The sequence below is a fragment of the Moraxella porci DSM 25326 genome (genome assembly GCF_002014855.1).
GTDB classification, from domain to species: Bacteria; Pseudomonadota; Gammaproteobacteria; order Pseudomonadales; family Moraxellaceae; genus Moraxella; species Moraxella porci.
In genome coordinates this window covers 421,879-442,081 of sequence record NZ_MUYV01000001.1, presented here as the reverse complement: position 1 = coordinate 442,081, position 20,203 = coordinate 421,879, and the positions used below count along the sequence as shown (strand labels likewise).

Below are 20,203 nucleotides of genomic sequence, written 5' to 3'. Positions count from 1 at the left end.
CTTATATTAATGAATTTGGTGGCCTTGTCACCGACAGCGGTCACAAATCCGATGAAATCATGATCAAAATCCGCGATGTCAGCAAATGGTATGGCGATTTTCAGGTGCTGACTGACTGCACCGCTCATGTCCACAAAGGTGATGTCACGGTGGTCTGTGGTCCATCAGGCTCAGGCAAATCCACCCTAATCAAGACTGTCAACGGCCTAGAACCCTTTCAAAAAGGGGAAATTTTAATCAATGGCACCAGTGTTGGCGATAAAAACACCAATCTACCAAAACTGCGCAGCCAAGTAGGTATGGTATTTCAGCATTTTGAGTTATTTCCGCATTTATCGATCATTGAAAACCTAACCATCGCCCAACAAAAAGTACTGGGCAGAGGGGCTGATGAAGCCATCAAAAAAGGCATGGGCTATCTAGATCGCGTCGGTCTGGCAGCACACGCCAAAAAATATCCTGCCGAGATGTCAGGCGGTCAGCAGCAGCGTGTGGCGATTGCTCGCGCCCTATCGATGGATCCGATCGCCATGCTGTTCGATGAACCGACTTCCGCGCTCGATCCTGAGATGATTCAAGAGGTACTCGAGGTGATGGTGGATTTGGCCAATGAGGGCATGACCATGATGTGTGTGACACATGAAATGGGCTTTGCGCGCCAAGTCGCCAGCCGTATTATCTTTATGGATCAAGGGCATATCGTCGAAAACTGTAGCAAAGATGAGTTTTTCCAAAACGCCAAGTCTGAACGCGCGCAGGCGTTTTTGGGCAAAATTTTGAATCATTGATCCGCATCAAAGGTTAATCCGACACCGCTTAGGCTGATTTGGCTTTAGACCATCATGGTCAAGGCTGAATCGGCCTTTGTGATTGATGGCCTGATGGCTGGGGTCATCTATTTATCAAAGACATTAATCAGCTGTGCGCTGTGATAAGCTCAGGCGCTGGGGTCGCAATACAACTCATGCAAGCAGCCGATCAGCTGCACAAGCTTAGGATCGGCCAACTGATAATACACAAATTTGCCACGCTTGTCCGTGCTTAGCACGCCCTTTTTACGCAAAATACCAAGCTGCTGCGACAAGGTGGGCTGTGTAATGTGTGTCAGTATCTCAATTTCACCCACATTCAAAGACCGCTCTGCCAGTACGCAGACGATCTTTAGCCGCTCAGGATTGGCCAAGAGTTTTAGCACAGATACCGCTTTGGGCAACTCGGTAAAATCAATATTACTCAACTTAATTCCCCAAAAAAGAAACCATCGTATCACAAAGCACAAAAAATTTCTATCATTATATAAAAATATATATTATAATAAAATATATTTTAATGGAGATCATTATGCATCCTTATTTATCGGCATGGCTTGGCGGGGTGTTGATTGGCATCGCCTGCGTCGCATATCTGTACACGACAGGCAAAGTGGTCGGCATCAGCGGCATGATTGCAAGACTGCCTACTACCAAAGCCAGTCCTGCGCTCTGGTTTTTATTGGGTATTTTGCTCAGCGCCTTACTGGCGCGGCTATTTGGTTGGATAGATCATAATGCCATCAGCTTAACTGATAATCATGTTTTATTAGTCATCGCAGGCGTACTGGTCGGTGTCGGTACGCGTCTGGGGTCAGGCTGCACCAGCGGTCATGGGATATGTGGCATATCCAGACTTTCGCTGCGCTCGATGATCGCAACTGTGACATTTATGGCAGTAGGCATGCTGAGTGTTGCGATGATGCGCGGATGGGGTCTTTTATGAATAAAGCACAGATTTATGCCTTGATGGCTGGGTTGTTATTTGGTGCAGGTTTGCTGATTTCAGGTATGGCAAATCCTGCCAAGGTCATCGGATTTTTGGATATTTTTGGGGCATTTGATGCCGGTCTGGCCTTTGTGATGATCGGCGCGATCAGCGTGGCGATTGTGCCATTTACACTTGCCAAGCGTCATATGGCAACGCATGACGACGGCAAATTTGATCTGCCGACTGCCACAAGCATCGATCGATCACTGATCACGGGTGCGCTGCTTTTTGGTATTGGTTGGGGTTTGGTGGGGATCTGCCCTGCCCCCGCGCTGTCATTGATGGGCTTGGGTAGGTTTGAGGCATTGTATTTTTTTATGCCTATGTTGGTCGCAATGTTTGGCTTTGATTGGGTGAGACGACATGGGAGTAAAGCATGAAAGTTCAGCATTTTTTTGATAAAGACAGTCACACATTCAGCTATGTGGTGACTGACCCTGCAACGGATTATTGTGCCATCATCGACAGCGTGCTTGGCTTTGAGATGGCCAGCGCATCTACCAATACCAAGCTTGCCGATGAGATCATTGACTATGTCCAAGATCACAGCCTAAAAGTACAATGGCATTTAGAAACCCACATCCACGCCGATCACCTAAGCGCCGCGAGTTATCTCAGGTCTCAATTGGGTGGTCAGATTGCCATCAGCCATCGCATCGAAGAGGTGCAAGCGGTATTTGGTGAGATCTATAATACAGATTTTAAGACAGTCAATGCACAGATGGGCTTTGATCATCTATTTGCCGATGACGACTCATTTGCCATCGGGTCGCTGTCTGCCATCGCACTTGCCACGCCGGGGCATACGCCTGCTTGCATGAGCTATGTAATCGGTGACGCGGTTTTTGTTGGTGATACTATCTTTATGCCTGATTATGGCACCGCTCGATGTGATTTTCCCAAAGGCAGCAGTGAAGCGCTGTTTGATTCGGTACAAAAGCTCTACAGATTACCCTGTGATACCACAGTCTATTTGTGTCACGATTATCTGCCGTCTGATCGACATACCTTTTGTCATAAGGCCAGCATCGGCGAACAAAAGCAGCATAATATCCATCTTGCCGCGCAAACCGATAAGGCCAATTTTGTCACTATGCGCGACGCCAAAGATAAAACGCTGTCCATGCCAAAGCTGATATTACCCGCCATTTTGGTCAATCTGCGCGCAGGCAGGCTGCCAGATGCTGAGGATAATGGCATCCGTTATCTAAAAATTCCGCTCAATCAATTCTAAAAAAACAGCATCGCTCACACAAGCGATGCTGTCATTGTTGGTCTGTGATTTTATAGACCAGCTTCTTTTTCGGCAGCTTCGACAGTTTGGCGGATCAAAGTATTGATCGTCATCGGTCCCACACCACCTGGTACAGGTGTATAAGCTGAGGCGATGGCATCAATGCCGTCCAGTTCGATGTCACCACAGCCGCCTTCATCGGTCGGATGAAAACCTGCATCAACGACGATGGCACCTGGTTTTATCCAGTCTTTTTTGATCAGCTCAGGCACACCGACAGCACCGACGACGATGTCGGCAGAAGCCACATGCTCAGGCAAATTCTGGGTGCGTGAATGGCAAATGGTCACAGTACAGTTGGCATTTAGTAGCATCATAGCCATCGGCTTGCCCAAAATCGCGCTGCGACCGACCACCACAGCATGCTTGCCTTGTAGCTCGATGCCATAATCATTCAATAGATGCATGATCCCTTGAGGGGTGCAGGATCCATAAGCAGGCTCGCCCATCGCCATACGCCCAAAGCCCAAGCAAGTGACACCATCGACATCTTTGCTCAAGCTGATGCGATCAAAGCAAGCGCGCTCATCGATCTGTGATGGCACTGGATGCTGCAGCAAAATACCATGCACATCCGGATTGGCGTTTAGCTCATCGATCTTGGCTAACAGCTCATCGGTCGTCGTCTGCTCTGGCATTTCGACACGGATGCTGTCCATGCCAACACGGCGACAAGCATTGCCTTTCATGCGTACATAAGTGGCAGACGCTGGATCATCTCCCACCAAGATGGTCGCCAAAATCGGGGTGCGGCCAGTTTTTTGTTTCAGGGCTTCGACACGCGCCAAAAGATCGCTCTCAACGCTTTTTGCCAATGCTTTACCATCTAAAATTGTTGCCATAATCGCTCACCTACATGCTTATAAATAAAAACCGCATTAATTATAGTCAATTTATGGCTTTTTTTCCAGTGACTTTTCGGGTTGCCAAAGCTTTGGTCTTAAGCTTTATCGCACCTTCTTGCATGACTGCTTCAACGCTGCCGCCTTCTGACAGTCCTCCAAATAAAATCAGCTGCGACAGCGGTTTTTTGAGAGAGTCTTGAATCAGTCGTGCCATCGGTCGCGCGCCCATCAATCGATCATAGCCTTTTAACGCCAAGTACGCTCGCACCTCATCATTGACAGTCAGAATGATGTTTTTGTCGATGAGCTGGGCTTGTAGTTCGGTGATGAATTTATCGACCACACCATCAATGACTGCACTAGACAGCGGCGCAAAGTTAATGATGGCATCTAGGCGATTCCTAAACTCTGGGCTAAAGGTCTGCTCGATGGCTTTTTGGTTGTCTGTGTGATGGCTTTGCTCGGTAAATCCCATCGAATTTCGGCTGATGCTTTGGGCGCCGACATTGGTTGTCATAATCAAAATGACTTGTTTAAAGGACACCGAACGGCCATTATTATCCGTCAGCGTGCCATGATCCATCACTTGTAAAAGCAGATTAAACACATCGCTGTGCGCCTTTTCTAGCTCATCAAGCAGCAGTACGCAGTGCGGATTTTGTTGGACTTTTTCGGTCAATAGACCGCCTTGATCATAGCCAACATAGCCTGGTGGCGCTCCGATCAGACGCGAGGCGGTATGCGCCTCCATATATTCACTCATATCAAATCTAAGCAGCGGCACACCCAACTGATAAGCCAGTTGCTTACTGATCTCGGTTTTGCCGACACCTGTCGGGCCAGCAAATAAGAAAGACCCGATTGGTTTATCAGGGTGCGTAAGACCTGAGCGCGCCAATAAAATAGCATCAGTCAGCACTTCCACTGCCGCATCTTGGCCGAAGATGACTTGCTTGAGATTTTTTTCAAGGTTTTTTAGTATCTGCTTGTCATCGCTGGTGACCGATTTGGGTGGGATGCGCGCGATCTTCGCGACCACTTTTTCGATATCACCAACATCAATCACCTCATCACCGTCATTGACACTGATTTCATCAGATGACGCCATCGGATCTTTGGCATCGGTATTGTCTTTGGTCTGAGTGGTCGCCTGTAAGCGGCGATATGCGCCCGCTTCATCGATGACATCGATGGCTTTGTCTGGCAAAAAGCGCTCATGAATGTGCTTGGCGGATAATTTGACAGCCGCTTTGATGGCCGATTCGCTGTATTTGACCTGATGAAAGGCTTCATAATAGCCTTTTAAGCCATCCAAAATGGCGATGGCATCACTGATCGATGGCTCTTTGATGTCGATTTTTTGGAATCGGCGGGATAACGCATGATCCTTTTCGAACACTTGGCGATATTCAATAAAAGTGGTCGAGCCGATGCAGCGGATCTCACCTTTTGCCAAAGCTGGCTTAATGAGATTGGAGACATCCATACTGCTGTCCATCGACGCGCCTGCTCCGATGATCATATGAATTTCATCGATGAACAAGATCGCCTCGGGCATGGTTTTTAAAACATCAATCAGCGATTTCATGCGCGCCTCAAACTCGCCACGAAACTTAGTACCAGCGATCAGTGCGCCCATATCCAGACTGTAAATCGTCGCATCAGCCAATGGCTTGGGTGCTTGACCGCTAGTGATCAGCCATGCCAACCCTTCTGCGATCGCTGTCTTGCCGACGCCGGGATCTCCGACCAGCAGTGGGTTGTTTTTGCGGCGGCGACACAGGATCTGTGCGCAGCGTTCGATCTCATCGGATCGCCCTACCAAAGGATCGATTTTGCCAGATTTGGCATGTTCGTTCAGATTTAGAGCATAAAGCTGTAATGGATCTTTGGCGCTTAAGCCTTCTTTACTGCTGTCATCCATAAGATCACTATCGGTGGCATACTGCCGATTCAGGCTTGAAATGGCACGCGTCACCGCCAAAATATCAATTCCGCTTGACTGGATCAATTCATTGGCATAGCTATTATCTTCTTTAAAGATCGCTACCAGTGCATCGATGGGCGCAACCAGTTGATCGCTTTGGCTGGCTTGCACCTGCCAAATTGCGCGCTGAAGCACTCGGTTTAGGCTTTTGGTGGGCATTGGCTCCACGCCATCACGCTTGGGGATGAAATCTTGTAGGTATTGCTTTAAGCTGGTCAAAAAATGCTGCGTGTCCGCACCACACATCTCAAGCACCTTGATCGTCGTCTCATCTTTTAATAGGCCCAAAAACAAATGTTCGACAGTGATGAACTGATGCTGATGCTGCTTGGCATATGCTTGGATAAATTCTTGGATGCTAATAAATTCAGGACTTAACATGCTTATCCTTATCAAATGATTGGGTGTGCGTATCAAGCGCACCGTTAAAGCTGGCAGTGATTTGGTAAAACCTGACAGTGACTTGGCAAAACCTTAGGCAGGCTCAATGGTGGTCAATAGCGGAAACTGCTCTTGTTCTGCCAGCATGGTCACCTCATCGACCTTCATCTCAGCAATGTCATAAGGCAATGTCGCCACGACCGCACGGCCTGCGTGATGAATCTGCATCATCAGCTCAAAAGCTTCATCCAACGAATGCTCAAACACCGCCATCAGCACAAATACCACAAAATCCATCGTCGTGTAATTGTCATTATACATCACCACTGCGTACAGTTTGGGGTGCTGCACATGAGTCTGGCTTTTGGTGATGACATCGGTATCCAGATCGGTACTAGAATCCATGTTAATTCCATGAGAAAGTTGGTTTTGGTATGATGCTCAATGATCTACAGCCATCTAAAAATCAAAAACAGGCGATGACTGAGCATTTCGCCTGCTTGATGATACGCCTTATTGAGCGTCAGATTTGACAATCGGGCGATGGCTGGTGCTCGACATCTCTGATAATGACGGCGGCGCATCAGTGATGATTTTTCCGATTTGCCAATTATACAGCTGCTGCACTTTTTGGGTGCCAGCGGCAAGCTCGATCTTCATTTGCTTAGGCTCAAAACCCTCAGGCATGATGAATCGACCGCGGATATTGGCGACACCGCGCACATCATAGCTGGCAGGATCCAATGGGATCTCAACCATGCTGGTTTCATTTAACAAGGTTAGTTTTGGGATCATGGTCACCGCCTTACCTGAGATATCCAGCATCGCCACATCAAAGCGATATTCAAAGGTATTTTCGGGCAATGAGATGATCTCCGAGGCGATGATATTAAGCGCCACACCGCCTTGATCAGCCACCGAAGTCTTTAATAGCTCATTGACCTGCTCAAGCTGCAAATTGGTGGTTTTTAGATTTTCGATGTCGGTGCGCAGATTATCAAGGGTCGAGCGGCTGATGTCTCGTTCTTGAATCGCGGTGGCAATGTCTTGTTTTAGTTGAATATTTTCAGCAGACAACTGACTGACATTGGCGACAGCTTCGTTATTACTGGTGACCGCTCTATCAACGCTGTTTAGGCCTTGACGATAGCCAAATTTATAGCCGATCACCGCGACAATCAATGATGAAAAAATGAGCGCAATCAAGAACAGCGCCAAAATTTGGTTCGTCGAACCGCGCTGTGATTTTGATGTCAAATTTGTTGTCAAAGAGGAAACTTGCTTCACCGTAAGACCTTTGGATTGAGTGACGAATAAAATGTTTGGCTATTATAGCAAACATTGCAAAAATAAGAATATTTATTTTGGTTGACTACGAAATTTATACAAATAATTCTCATTTACCAAATCAAACTGCCGAAATTTCACCATCGACGCTATTTAGCCTCACGCGTTTTAGGCGCATGGCATTCAATAATACCGACATCGAGCTCAGTGCCATCGCTGCGGCTGCCATCATCGGATTTAATAATCCCATCGCCGCCAGCGGAATGCCGATGCAGTTATACACCAAAGCAAAGAAAAAGTTTTGTTTGATGTTCGCAAGCGTCATCCGCGCGATGGTATAAGCATAATACACATGGCTTAATGAATCACCAAGCAGCCTTGCAGAGGCACTGTGGCGCGCGATGTCGGTTGCACCGCCAACAGCAAAGCTGGCATTGGCTGCAGCCATCGCAGGTGCGTCATTCACCCCATCTCCGATCATGGCGACACGGTGGCCTTGCTGCTTGAGTGCCTCGATCGATGCCAGCTTATCACGCGGTGACATTTGACCCTTGGCGCGGTCAATGCCAAGATGCTTGGCCACTTCATCCACCACCGACTGTCGATCGCCACTGAGCAGCACGGTTTGGATATCGTCTTGATGGATCTGATGGACGATGCTGGCGGCTTCAGGTTTTAGGGTGTCGCTTAGCCCAAAGATCGCCTTTGGCACGCCATCAATGGCTAGACCGACAATGCTGACATCTTGCCAACCTTCATCAGCCATCCAGCCATCGATACCGACAAAATCAGGCGTCCCCACTGTCAAGCGCCCCACAGCATCGATCCTACCTGACAGCCCTTGGCCTGTGGTGCTGATGATGTCATCAGCTGGCAGTAGTGGCAGATTGGCGGCTTTGGCAGCATGGATGAGTGCATCAGCCAAGGGATGACTGGCATACTGTTCGATGCTGGCGGTCAGCTGTAGCGCGGTATTAGCATCCAGATCGCTGTCCATCAGCGCCATCTGACGCACGCTTGGCTTGCCTGTGGTGAGCGTGCCTGTCTTGTCAAAGATAATGGTATCGATACTGCCAGCAGACTCAAGACTCACAGCATCTTTAAACCAGACACCGTGCCGAGCAGCAGTACCCATACCCGCCATGATGGCCGCCGGTGTCGCCAGTCCCAAAGCACAAGGACAAGCAATCACCAGTACTGCCACTGCACGCATCAGCGCCTGATCAAAACCCGTGCCCAGCATCCAATTAGCCACAAATGTCATAATCGAGATCGCAACCACCACAGGCACGAACACCGCCGCCACCCGATCGGCAAAGCGCGCGATATGAGCTTTGGTGCCTTGGGCATCTTTTAATGCTGTCATCATATCACCCAGCTGAGTCGCCTCACCTGTGGCAGTGGCTTGATAAATCAGCGACCCATCCATCAAGGTGCTGCCTGCATAAATTGTGTCATTGCTCGATTTTTGGATCAATAAACTCTCGCCTGTCAGATGCGATTCATCTGTCATCCCCACACCAGACAGCACCACGCCATCCACCGCGACCTTATCGCCTGTATTGACCAATAGCACATCTTTTGTTTGAATGCTGTCGATGGCGACTTTTACCCATTGGCCATCGACTTGTTTAATGACCTCAGTAGGGATCAGTTTGCTGAGCAATCCCAAGCTGTCCAGACTTTGGGTTTTTGTGCGATGCTCAAGGTATTTGCCCAAACACACAAAGGCAATCACCATCACCGATGCCTCGAAATACACCGCGTGCATCGCATGCGGATGGGTCAGCCAAACATAAGTCGAATACGCCCAAATCGCCGTCGTACCGAGCGCCACCAGCACATCCATATTGGCCAGTCCACCTCGGATGCTTGCCCAAGCGCCACGATAAAATCTGGCACCAAATACCAGCTGCACGATGCTAGCCAGCACAAATTGCAGCCACACAGGCACCATCAATGCATGGCTGCCGATCATCATGCCAATCATCCCCACCCAAAACGGCAACGACAGCAGCCACAGCACCATCAGACCCCAAGGCGTCTGCGCGTCAGTAGTGGTATGCTCTGTCATCGGTGTGGCGTGAAAGCCTGTTTTTTCGACCCAAGCCATCACCTCATCAGCATCCGTACTGTCAGCATCATAAGCCACCGTCAGCGTCTCTGTGGCAAAGTTCACCGTGGCCGATTCGATGGCTGGTTTTTTATTCAGCACTTTTTCGATGCGACTGGCGCAGGACTGGCAAGTCATACCAGTAATGGCAAACTGCTCGGTGTTGGTGGTTAACGGTGGATTTGGTGCGATTTGGTCGGGATGTGCAGACTGATTCATGGGTACTCCTAGTGCCGTTGTATCATCACAAAACGGCCATGTTCTTTATATAAGGCTGTGCGTCAAATTAACAAGCCGATTTATTAATTTAATCAAGTTTAAAAATACTAAAATCGATGAGCGTGATGGCAGTGATTTGCACTTGATCCAAAAACCCACTACAATAAAAAGCCAAAGCTCATCAGCTGATGATGGCTGATAAATGATGTATTTATTTACTAAAACAAGGATACCCTGACCTATGAGCCAGACTTTGCCCACCCCAGCCGCCTTGGCAGATTATTGTGATACGCTGTTAAGCGCTGATGAATTTAAGGATTATTGCCCCAATGGTCTGCAGGTCGATACTGGCAAGCCGATTGAGCATCTGATCACAGGCGTGACAGCCTGTCAGGCGCTGATTGATCAAGCCATCGAACATAAGGCGCAGGCGATCTTGGTGCATCACGGCTATTTTTGGAAAGGTGAAGCACAGCCATTGACTGGCATGAAAGGCAAGCGCATCCAAAGCTTATACGAGCATGGCATCTCGCTCATCGCTTATCATTTGCCACTCGATGCTCATCCCGAGCTTGGCAATAACCGCGCGCTTGCCGATCTGTTAGATCTTACCATCACAGACGCGCTGTATCCAGACCAAAAACATCCTGTGGGTAATATCGCCAGCACTGCGCCGATCGCCGCCGATGAACTTGCCCAAAAAATCGCCCACGCCCTAGGTCGCACGCCGACACACATCGCAGCCGATGATCCAAAGCGAACCTTAAAGAAGATCGCCATCTGCACAGGCGGCGCTCAGGATATGATCGAGCAAGCTGCGCTAATGGGCTGCGATGCCTTCATCTCTGGTGAGATCTCAGAGCGCACCACCCACATGGCGCGTGAGATGGGTGTTGATTATTTTGCTGCAGGTCATCATGCGACCGAGCGCGGTGGCGTGATGCGGCTGGCTGATCGCATCGCTGATCAGTTCGGTATTAAGACGCAGTTTATTGACATTGACAACCCTGCATAAGCCATCACTTGTACAGGCCAAGCTAAGTCTTGGCTTGTTTTTTGGCGATGAGTAATGCCATTCTGCCAGTGGCCAATTTGCCTGCATGCGTCTGAGCGCGATAAGAGTATAATGTCGGCTCAAGATAACTGCACGGCACGGAATCATTCACCACTTCGATGCCTAGATGCTCAAGCTCTAGCCGTGCAAGCTTGACAATATCAATATTTACTTTACCAGCATCATCCGATGGAATGATGATGCTATCATACAGATCTGATGCTGTCATATTGACAAGCGACTGCGCTGTCACCTCATCACAGATACGCTTGGCAAGTGCATCTGTGATTTGATACGAGCCTTGCGAGATGCAGGCGCCGATGATGGCTTTGGGATTTTGCATCGCGGTGTTCTTGGTGCTTAGCTTGGCATAGCTTTTGGCGATGATGCCATTCACCAATCCCTGCCAACCTGCATGAATACAGGCAATGCCATCATCTTGATTTTGACCAAAAATCGCCACAGGAACACAGTCAGCCGTCATGATGGCAAGTGCATGATTGGATGACTTGGTGATGAGTGCATCAGCAGACACCGCCTGTAATGATGGCATATCCGCATCAACATCAAGCACAGTATCGCCGTGTATTTGATTAAGCCAATGGATGTCCTCGATCGCTGCATAGGCACTGATGGCATCTAACAGCATAGCGCGGCGCTGTAGTACGGATTTGGGATTATCATTGACATGCAAACCCAAGTTAAATTCACCGTACAAATCAGTATCATCAAACTTATCAAAAACCCCCGCTCGTGTCTGTACAACCAACACGCCATCATCTTGATAAAGTACGCCAACAGGCACGCCATCACTCATCATCACATCCTTTATTTTGCCAAATCAGTCGGTAAATACATCGATGAGCGCCCTAAAATCATCAGGCAGTGGCGCATGAAATTTCATCGATTCACCAGTGACAGGATGCACAAAGCCAAGCGTATGTGCGTGCAGTGCCTGCCTTGGGAAATTTGCCACCGCTTGACGCTGCTCATCTGTCAGCCCTGCTCGTGGCGATGTGCCATAGACCTTATCACCGATCAGCGGATGACCGACATGAGATAGGTGTACACGGATTTGGTGCGTGCGCCCTGTTTCTAGCTGCACATCACACAGGCTGTAACGCTCATGCAACGCTTTTGCACTGACAATGTGCGTCACGGCAGGCTTGCCAGTATCTTTGACTGCCATCTTGGTGCGCTGCATGCTGTGCCTGCCGATGGGCGCATCGATGCGCGCATGGCGCATGATCTCATGTGGTGCGCCCAGTGCGATACATTGGTATAGACGATACACGCTTTTATCTTTTAGCTGATCTATCAAATCAAGCTGTGCTGATTTTGTGCGAGCGACGACAAGTAGCCCTGTGGTGTCCTTATCGATACGATGCACAAGCCCTGCGCGTGGCAGATGCGCCACATCAGGATAGTGATATAATAATGCATTCACCAGCGTGCCTGTGCGGTTGCCCGCCCCTGGATGCACCACAAGCCCAGCAGGTTTATTGATTACGATGACTTCATCATCTTCATAGATGACATCGATGGCGATATCCTCAGGCAAGTCTTCAGAATGATTCTCAAGTACAGCGGTCAATATCAGCGCATCGCCTGCTTTGACTGCGTATTTTGGCTTAACAATCGCACCATTGACGAGCAGTTCACCATTTTCAATGAACTTTTGGATATTAGCCCGTGAAAAACCATCAAACACCGTGCTACCAAGCTTATCCAAGCGCACACCCACATCAGCTGCCTGCACCGTATAGCTGTGTACTGCGCCATCTGCTTGGCCATCAGTCGTATCCTCGTCATTATCAAAGGCATCACCATCATCCATCATCGCATCAAATGGCGTATCGGTCAAAAGAGTGTCTTTGTGTGAAATATCATCAGCTGTCATGATGGCTACTTATACTAAAAAATGGATAAATAAAAGGCGATACTTTAGCACATTTTTGGGATTGTCGCCACTTTTGGGTGCTAATTATGGACATTACTTGACTGGGTTTTGGTTGATTAAAGCATATTAACCCATTGACATGAAATCGAAATCAAACTGATTAATACTTGCCCAAAATCAATCACTGCCAACAGCTTTTTTGTCAATATCAGTCATCACGGTCGAATAGTGCAAATCATTTCCTTGCTCTAGCATTGCTTTTGAGTGTTAATTTATTGTGCTGTGATGATTTGACAGGCTTTGTGGTCTGGTTTCGTTGTTTTGGTCATCAAATCATGCTAAACTAGCGAAAATTTGTCACACGACATCAAAATCGAGGATACAATGAAAGCAAATGCTCTAAAAATCGCCGTGATGGCCGTATTGTCAGGCAGTCTGATGACTGGTTGTGCCACTGTTGGTGGATTATTTGATCGTAAAGCAGAAACAATCGAAACCGCCGAAAAATCTGACGCTGCATATTATCAAGAAGCCGTCGAGGCATTGAACAAAAACCAAAACCGCACTGCGATTGAATCTTTAAATAACATTCGCACCTTTTATCCGACTGGTCAATATGCCCAACAAGCACTACTAGATCTGATTTATGCTCAGTATCAGGCCAATGATTTTGAAGCTGTACTAAAAAGTACAGAAGAGTTTATCCGATCTTATCCGAACAGCCGATCGGTGGATTATGCGCTGTATGTTCAGGGCGTGACCAATATGGGCGGCGCACCAAAAGCCTCGCGCCTTTTCCGCTTAGATCAGTCATCACGCGATGTGACTTATCTGCGCTTGGCTTTCCAAGGTTTTCAAACTTTATTAAATAACTATCCAAACAGCGCCTATGCTGCCGATGCTGCTCAGCGCATGGTGGCGATTTATAATGATTTCGCTGAAAATGAGATGGTCGCCGCGCGCTGGTACATCAAGCGTGATGCCATGGTCGCTGCTGCCAACCGCGCCAAATGGGTATTTCAATATTACCCACAATCAACCGCAGTGCCTGAAGCCATTGCCATTTTGGCTCATGCCAATAGCGAACTTGGTCTGACAGACACCGCCAATCAATATAAAACCTTACTACAAATCAATTATCCACAGTACTTAAATCGTGATGGCTCGGTACGCCTAAACGACACAGGTGCCAAAACTCGCACCCAAAAAGTACTGTCAGCGATCAGCTTTGGTCGCCTAGGCCGCGCCAGCGATAACCAAGACAGCTATCAAGGCCAATATAATGGCGCCACCCGTGAGCAGATCATCCGTCAAGCAGGTGGCATCGTCCTACCAGCTGTTGACAGCCAAGCGCTTGAAGCGCCAGCTGCTAGCACAACGCGTCGCCCTGCCATCAGCTTAGGACTGCCCGACTCTGAGGCAGAAGCTGGGCATTTAAACGATGTGCCGCGCTAATTCTAGGCTGTTTTTCAATGATCATCAGGCGGCATAAGTCGCCTGTTTTTGGTGGCATCATCGGCAAGCATAAATCATGCTGATAGACTGTGCCAGCAGTTGATGAACTGATCTTAACCATCATATGATTTGACCTTGAGCAGCGTCACCATGCAAATTCCCGAATCCCTTATCGAACAGCTAAACGCAGAAGCCGATTTGGTGGAGATCATCGGCAAGCACACCACCCTTAAGCCTGCTGGGCGTGAATTTAAGGGTTGTTGTCCATTTCATGGTGAAAAAACGCCCTCTTTTTATGTCAATCCACAGACCAATCTCTACTACTGCTTTGGTTGTCATGCCAAAGGCAATGCCATTACTTTTTTAAAAGAATTTGAGCGGATGAATTTCATCGAATCGGTGAAATATCTCTCCGAGCAAACTGGCATTGAGCTGCCCAAAGATACCGCCGATCAACAAAAATTCAAATACAAAAAAACCATCAAAACCCAAGGCGCCAAACCCATTGCGCCACAACCTAACTTGCAGCCTCAGCACTCAGAGCTGACAGTCGATGACACAAAGCCAACTTATTTTGATCAGTCGCATCACTTAAGCTTTTATGATCATGATGCTGGAGTTATAGATCAGACCGATGATTATTTTGATGGCACTTTTGATCCATCCGCCAAGACACAGCCTGAGTCTCAAGGGGATTTATACAGTCTGTTAGAACAGGTGCATCGCTATTATCAATTCATGCTACACAGCATCCCATTTGCCAAGCAGTATTTTTTGGATCGCGGGCTAAGTGATGAGACCATCGAGACTTTTGGGCTTGGTTATGCACCTGAGGGCTGGCAGCATCTGGAGCAAGTTTTTCCGCACGACATTGAGGGGCTAAAGATTTTGGGCTTGGTGCGTGATTCCACCAAAACCGCTGGTCGAAGCTTTGATCTGTTGCGCCATCGAGTAATTTTCCCGATCAAAGACACTCAAGGGCGTGTGGTGGGTTTTGCTGGCCGCAGTCTGGACGATGAGCTACCAAAATACATCAACTCTAGCGAATCACCGGTATTCCAAAAACAGCACATCTTGTACGGTCTATACGAAGCCCGCCAACAAAAAGCCCGTGACTACCTGATGGTCGAGGGGTATATGGATGTCATCGCCTTGTATCAAGCAGGCATCTATGGCGCTGTCGCTCCAATGGGTACGGCCGCCAATGAAAAGCAAATCGATCGTTTGCTTAGATACAATCATAAGCTAACCTTGTGCTTTGATGGTGACAGCGCTGGTCAAAAAGCAGCATGGCGAACGCTTGAGATTGCAGCACCTGTGCTTCACGATGGCCGCGAGCTGCGCTTTTTGACTTTGGCTGATGGCCATGATCCTGATACTTTTATAAAGGCACATGGTACCGCTGCCATGCAAACTGCCATCGATGGCGCGGTCAGTCTGTCGGATTATTTATATGGGGTACTGTCTTCTCAATTTGATTTGACCCGACCTGAACAAAAAGCACAGGCAATGGCAACGCTCAGAGCGCTCACCGAACTGTTGCCCAAAGGCTCAAGCCTAAGATGGTGGCTAAACAGCGACATTTATCAAAAATTAAAAGCCATCGGCAAAGATGGTCGGTTTACTGCACGCGTCGATACCATTAATTATAACAGCACCAATGACATCGATGCCATCACCGAAATTGCGCTGTCGATCGTGCATACCCCAAGCTTGTTGACGCCCGATCCTTTGGCATACATCATTGACAGCTCACAGATGCAATCAGCGCACGAGCCTTTATTGGCGCACATGCAGCGTCAAGACTTGGCGTTGCCAGATTTGCCAACTTGGGCAAGTTTTGACAGTCCATTATTAAATGAGGTCATCGCCATCATTAAACAGCTGCCCGAGGATGTTTTGAGTGATGATATCAGCCCCTATGCTCGCACGCATTTTATCAGTGCTGCTTTATCACACGATGCCGGACAGCAGATTCAGCAGCATTGGAAGCATTTTCAAAGCAAGTCACAGCATCCGATCGCAGATCAGCTGCCGATGTTTTTGGAGTTGTTGTCTGTTGCGCTTAAAGAAGTGCTGAACAAGCAACAAATTGCCAGTAAGAATTTGCTGCTGTCAGAGATTTATAAACGGCGTCTACAAGCCTTGATTAACTGGGATAATGCTCATAATAAAGCCAAGCTGGCTGAGATGTTGGTGCATTGATTTTGCAGATTAGGGAGTTTGGCAAATCACCACGCTTTGGTCAACCACAAATGGCTGATTAAGGGATTTGCAATAATTCATCTGCCGTGACTGATGCGCATAAAAACCTGCCAAAAAACTGAGCAAACACAGCGCAGCCACCAAAAGCTTGACGCCCATATTTCGTAAAATCATAGGTTTTTGAAGATTATCCATACGCATCACATATCAAAAGCCAAAATCAAGACATGCTGCTCAACATAGACAAATGCCAAGCAGTATCCAAAGCTGTCGATGACATCAGATGGCATTGATCAGCAGGCTGCACTGGCATCTTTCATCATCAACAGCAATGATCATTTATGATCGTCGCAAGCTAAGCGATCACGAATCCAAATCATCGACTGGCTGTGTTTGAGTCAAATCGGCCGCTTGCAGCTCGCCATCGCCAGTTTCCATATCAAAGATCGCCTCTTCGATTGCTTCTTCGATCGCCTCTTCGTGCTCAACACACGCCATGCCAACCAACACTTCTTCGTCAGCGATGCGAATCAGCTTAACACCTTGCGCATTACGCCCTGCGGTGGCGATTTGGGCAACTGGTGTACGCACCAATGTGCCTTTGTCCGAGATCAAAATCACATCTTCATCACCAGTCACGGCAATTGCCTTGACCAACTGACCATTACGCTCAGAAGTCTTGATGGCGATGACGCCCTTACCGCCACGGCCTTTGGTTGGGTAATCGTCAATCGGGGTGCGTTTGCCAAAGCCATTTTCGCACGCACATAAGATCTCACCAGCGGTCGGTGCAACAACAAGCGACACCACACGGCTAACAGCAAAGCCATCGGTATCATCACTGTCGTCTTCGACAATCTCTTCATCATCACCCAGTGCCAATAGATTGACACGCATACCACGCACACCCTTGGCAACACGGCTCATCGCACGGATGCTGTCTTCTTTAAAGCGAATCGCCTTACCTTCATTGCTAAATAGCATGATTTCTTGGTTGCCATCGGTGATTGCGACGCCAATCAGCGTATCACCTTCTGCCAGGTCAATCGCTCTTAGGCCATTAGCACGCAAATTGGCAAATTGTGACAAGGCGACACGCTTAACCGTGCCTGATGCGGTAGCAAAGAACACAAAGCTGTTTTCGTCCTTAAGATCTGTGACAGGCAAGATGGCAGTCACTGATTCATCCGCTTCTAGATTGATCAGGTTGACGAGTGGGCGACCTTTTGAACCACGGCTTGCCAATGGAATCTCAAAACCACGCAAACCAAATACACGACCAGTATTGGTAAAGCACATGATGTGTGCATGGGTGCTGGTCACCAGTAGATGCTCAATCACATCATCTTCTTTCATAGCGGTGGCTGAACGACCTTTACCGCCACGCTTTTGAGCTTGATAATCACTGATTGGCTGCGTCTTGGCATAGCCTGTGTGCGATACGGTCAAGACAACAGTTTGTTCTGGGATCAGATCTTCACGGTTAAAGTCATGGCGTGCATCGACGATATCTGTGCGACGCTCGTCACCAAATTCATCACGAATCTCAATCAGCTCGCTACGCACGACACCCATCAGTACATCAAAGTCATTCAAAATCAGCTCAAGACGAGCAATCTCAGCCAAGATTTCTTGATATTCGCCCGTCAGCTTATCCTGCTCTAGACCTGTCAAGCGATGTAGCTGCATATCCAAAATGGCATTGACCTGCTCAGGCGATAGACGATAGCGTGTGTTATTGTCAATCAAGCCATAAGGCGCATTCAGATCCTCACCCTCGATATACTCAGGGCGAATCGAGCTGGCACCGGCTGCCTCAAGCATCGCCACCACACCACCTGACTGCCAAGTACGCTCAAGTAATCTTTCGCGCGCTTCAGCTCTATTTGATGACTGTTTGATGGTCTCAATGACTTCATCAATGTTGGCAAGTGCGATGGTCAGACCTTCGAGCAAATGCCCACGAGCCAAGGCTTTGTTCAATTCAAAAATGGTGCGACGAGTCACGACTTCTTGGCGATGACGGATGAATGCCGCCACCAAATCACGCAAAGTCATCAGCTTAGGCTGACCGTTATCCAGTGCCACCATATTGATGCTAAAGCTAGACTCTAGCGGCGTCTGGGTGAATAGATTGTTGACCATGACTTCCGAATTTTCGCCACGGCGTAAGTCAATCACGACTCGCACGCCTTCTTTGTCCGATTCGTCACGAATCTCGCTGATGCCTTCGATTTTTTTAGCGTTGACCAAGTCGGCGATGTGCTTAATCAGATTTGCCTTATTGACCTGATAAGGAATCTCAGTAAAGACAATGCGCTCACGGTCTTTATTCGCACCGCTCTCGCCCATCGGCTCGATATGATAACGACCACGAATATGCAAGCGACCCTTGCCCGTACGATAGGCATCAATGATACCACTACGGCCGTAGATGATACCCCCTGTCGGGAAATCAGGGCCTGAGATATGCGTAATCAGCTCTTCGGTGGAGATATTTGGATTATCGGCATAGGCTAGGCAGGCGTTTAGCACTTCGGTGAGATTGTGCGGTGCCATGTTGGTCGCCATACCGACAGCGATACCTGCTGCGCCATTGACGAGCAGATTTGGGATGCGAGCAGGTAGCACGCTTGGCATCTTCATCGAGCCGTCGTAGTTGTCTTCCCAATCAACGGTATCTTTGTCCAAATCAGCGAGTATACGATGCGTCAGCTTCTGCATCTTCATCTCGGTATAACGCATCGCCGCCGGTGGGTCGCCATCCATCGAGCCGAAGTTACCCTGACCATTGACCAGCATATAACGCAAGCTAAAATCCTGCGCCATACGCACGATGGCATCATACACTGCTATGTCGCCGTGCGGATGGTATTTACCGATGACATCACCGACCACACGGGCTGATTTTAGGTATTTTTTGTTATAATCGTTGCCCAATTCGTGCATGGCGTACAAGATGCGGCGGTGCACAGGCTTAAGACCATCACGCACATCAGGCAATGCACGAGAGACGATGACGCTCATGGCGTAGTCTAAATATGATCGCTTTAACTCATCGACAATGCCAATGGGACTGACCGAATCACTCATAAAAAATCCTTGAAAATCACTGGGAAAACACCCGAAAATTTAACGAGTTATTATAGCATAAATTGGCAAAAATTGTGAATTTTATTGAAATTGACGAGCCAAAAAAAAGCCAAGCAATTAAGCTTGGCTAATACGGGCAGCAGCCATCAGGCAGCAGCTAAAAAGCCTGCTGATATTACTGGCGGCAAATTTGCGCGGGTAGCTTTCTGGCCACCAGCCAGCGATCACCATGCTGACCCTCGCCTTCTTGATAGCTGGATGTCAATACACTACTTAGCTTGATCATCTGCATATCTTCAATCTCTTCATCCCCAAAATCAAACATCACATAATGACCTGATGGCAGAATCTCGACACCTGCGATTTGATTAAACTGATTATGCGTTCCAAATAATGCTGATGACACTAAGGGCATTCCCCATTTATAGTCATATCTGGCTTTGATGCACACTTCGATCTGCTGCGGCTCTGCATGCGATGGCTGAGCCAGCATCAGTAGCGCGGTTAATAAGCCAAGCGATCTTCGTTTCATGACTGTCTCCTTGTATGTCATTTATCACCAAAAAACAT

18 protein-coding genes are annotated in these 20,203 nt (G+C 48.2%); 7 read left to right on the top strand and 11 right to left on the bottom strand.

Annotated elements, in window-relative coordinates:
* The first annotated feature begins 59 nt into the window (after positions 1-59).
* Positions 60-788, top strand: coding sequence for an amino acid ABC transporter ATP-binding protein (locus tag B0681_RS02100; protein WP_143821215.1), 729 nt, complete (start codon positions 60-62; stop codon positions 786-788).
* Between the two features lie 149 nt (positions 789-937).
* Here B0681_RS02100 and B0681_RS02095 read toward each other — a convergent pair whose 3' ends face one another.
* A complete protein-coding gene (locus B0681_RS02095; protein WP_228143831.1) occupies positions 938-1,237 on the bottom strand; it encodes an ArsR/SmtB family transcription factor in 300 nt (99 codons plus the stop codon).
* A gap of 104 nt (positions 1,238-1,341) precedes the next feature.
* Here B0681_RS02095 and B0681_RS02090 point away from each other — a divergent pair, with 104 nt between their 5' ends.
* The 3 genes from B0681_RS02090 to B0681_RS02080 are packed head-to-tail and all read left to right on the top strand — an operon-like array spanning position 1,342 to position 3,034.
* Complete coding sequence (locus B0681_RS02090) at positions 1,342-1,755, top strand: YeeE/YedE family protein (protein WP_078317075.1); 414 nt, start codon at positions 1,342-1,344, stop codon at positions 1,753-1,755.
* On the top strand, positions 1,752-2,180 hold the full coding sequence (locus tag B0681_RS02085) for a DUF6691 family protein (protein WP_078317074.1): 429 nt from the start codon (positions 1,752-1,754) through the stop codon (positions 2,178-2,180). The genes B0681_RS02090 and B0681_RS02085 overlap by 4 nt, the downstream gene beginning before the upstream one ends.
* A complete protein-coding gene (locus B0681_RS02080; RefSeq protein WP_078317073.1) occupies positions 2,177-3,034 on the top strand; it encodes an MBL fold metallo-hydrolase in 858 nt (285 codons plus the stop codon). The genes B0681_RS02085 and B0681_RS02080 overlap by 4 nt, the downstream gene beginning before the upstream one ends.
* 50 nt (positions 3,035-3,084) lie before the next feature.
* On the opposite strand, the gene folD is transcribed toward B0681_RS02080, so the two are convergent.
* From folD to B0681_RS02055, 5 genes are all read right to left on the bottom strand, one after another.
* The gene (folD, locus tag B0681_RS02075) at positions 3,085-3,936 is read right to left on the bottom strand and encodes a bifunctional methylenetetrahydrofolate dehydrogenase/methenyltetrahydrofolate cyclohydrolase FolD (RefSeq protein ID WP_078317072.1); all 852 of its coding nucleotides are present in this window, start codon (positions 3,934-3,936) and stop codon (positions 3,085-3,087) included.
* Positions 3,937-3,982: 46 nt separating this feature from the next.
* The gene (gene clpA / locus B0681_RS02070) at positions 3,983-6,307 is read right to left on the bottom strand and encodes an ATP-dependent Clp protease ATP-binding subunit ClpA (RefSeq protein ID WP_078317071.1); all 2,325 of its coding nucleotides are present in this window, start codon (positions 6,305-6,307) and stop codon (positions 3,983-3,985) included.
* A gap of 93 nt (positions 6,308-6,400) precedes the next feature.
* Positions 6,401-6,712, bottom strand: coding sequence for an ATP-dependent Clp protease adaptor ClpS (locus B0681_RS02065; protein WP_078317070.1), 312 nt, complete (start codon positions 6,710-6,712; stop codon positions 6,401-6,403).
* 108 nt (positions 6,713-6,820) lie between these two features.
* Positions 6,821-7,594, bottom strand: coding sequence for a hypothetical protein (locus B0681_RS02060; protein ID WP_078317069.1), 774 nt, complete (start codon positions 7,592-7,594; stop codon positions 6,821-6,823).
* A 121-nt stretch (positions 7,595-7,715) separates the two neighbouring features.
* Entirely contained in the window at positions 7,716-9,926 is a 2,211-nt protein-coding gene (locus B0681_RS02055) for a heavy metal translocating P-type ATPase (protein WP_078317068.1), read from the bottom strand.
* 241 nt (positions 9,927-10,167) lie between these two features.
* Between B0681_RS02055 and B0681_RS02045 the strand changes: the two genes are divergently transcribed.
* Complete coding sequence (locus B0681_RS02045; protein ID WP_078317066.1) at positions 10,168-10,941, top strand: Nif3-like dinuclear metal center hexameric protein; 774 nt, start codon at positions 10,168-10,170, stop codon at positions 10,939-10,941.
* A 22-nt stretch (positions 10,942-10,963) separates the two neighbouring features.
* Here B0681_RS02045 and B0681_RS02040 read toward each other — a convergent pair whose 3' ends face one another.
* A complete protein-coding gene (locus tag B0681_RS02040) occupies positions 10,964-11,797 on the bottom strand; it encodes a polyphenol oxidase family protein (protein WP_228143830.1) in 834 nt (277 codons plus the stop codon).
* A gap of 24 nt (positions 11,798-11,821) precedes the next feature.
* Entirely contained in the window at positions 11,822-12,820 is a 999-nt protein-coding gene (locus B0681_RS02035) for an RluA family pseudouridine synthase (protein ID WP_407661947.1), read from the bottom strand.
* 444 nt (positions 12,821-13,264) lie between these two features.
* On the opposite strand from B0681_RS02035, the gene B0681_RS02030 reads away from it, so the two are divergent.
* Both B0681_RS02030 and B0681_RS02025 read left to right on the top strand, forming a co-directional pair.
* Positions 13,265-14,335 carry an outer membrane protein assembly factor BamD gene (locus tag B0681_RS02030; protein ID WP_078317063.1) on the top strand — a complete coding sequence of 357 codons (1,071 nt, stop codon included), beginning with the start codon at positions 13,265-13,267 and terminating at the stop codon, positions 14,333-14,335.
* Between the two features lie 150 nt (positions 14,336-14,485).
* Positions 14,486-16,540, top strand: coding sequence for a DNA primase (locus B0681_RS02025; RefSeq protein ID WP_078317226.1), 2,055 nt, complete (start codon positions 14,486-14,488; stop codon positions 16,538-16,540).
* A gap of 9 nt (positions 16,541-16,549) precedes the next feature.
* Here the strand turns inward: B0681_RS02025 and B0681_RS02020 are convergent, their stop codons facing one another.
* The 3 genes from B0681_RS02020 to B0681_RS02010 form a co-directional block, all read right to left on the bottom strand.
* Positions 16,550-16,735: a hypothetical protein gene (locus tag B0681_RS02020; protein ID WP_228143829.1), complete on the bottom strand. Its 186-nt coding sequence runs from the start codon at positions 16,733-16,735 to the stop codon at positions 16,550-16,552.
* Between the two features lie 168 nt (positions 16,736-16,903).
* A complete protein-coding gene (gene gyrA, locus B0681_RS02015) occupies positions 16,904-19,633 on the bottom strand; it encodes a DNA gyrase subunit A (protein WP_078317061.1) in 2,730 nt (909 codons plus the stop codon).
* Between the two features lie 175 nt (positions 19,634-19,808).
* Positions 19,809-20,165: a hypothetical protein gene (locus B0681_RS02010; RefSeq protein WP_078317060.1), complete on the bottom strand. Its 357-nt coding sequence runs from the start codon at positions 20,163-20,165 to the stop codon at positions 19,809-19,811.
* Positions 20,166-20,203 lie beyond the last annotated feature (38 nt).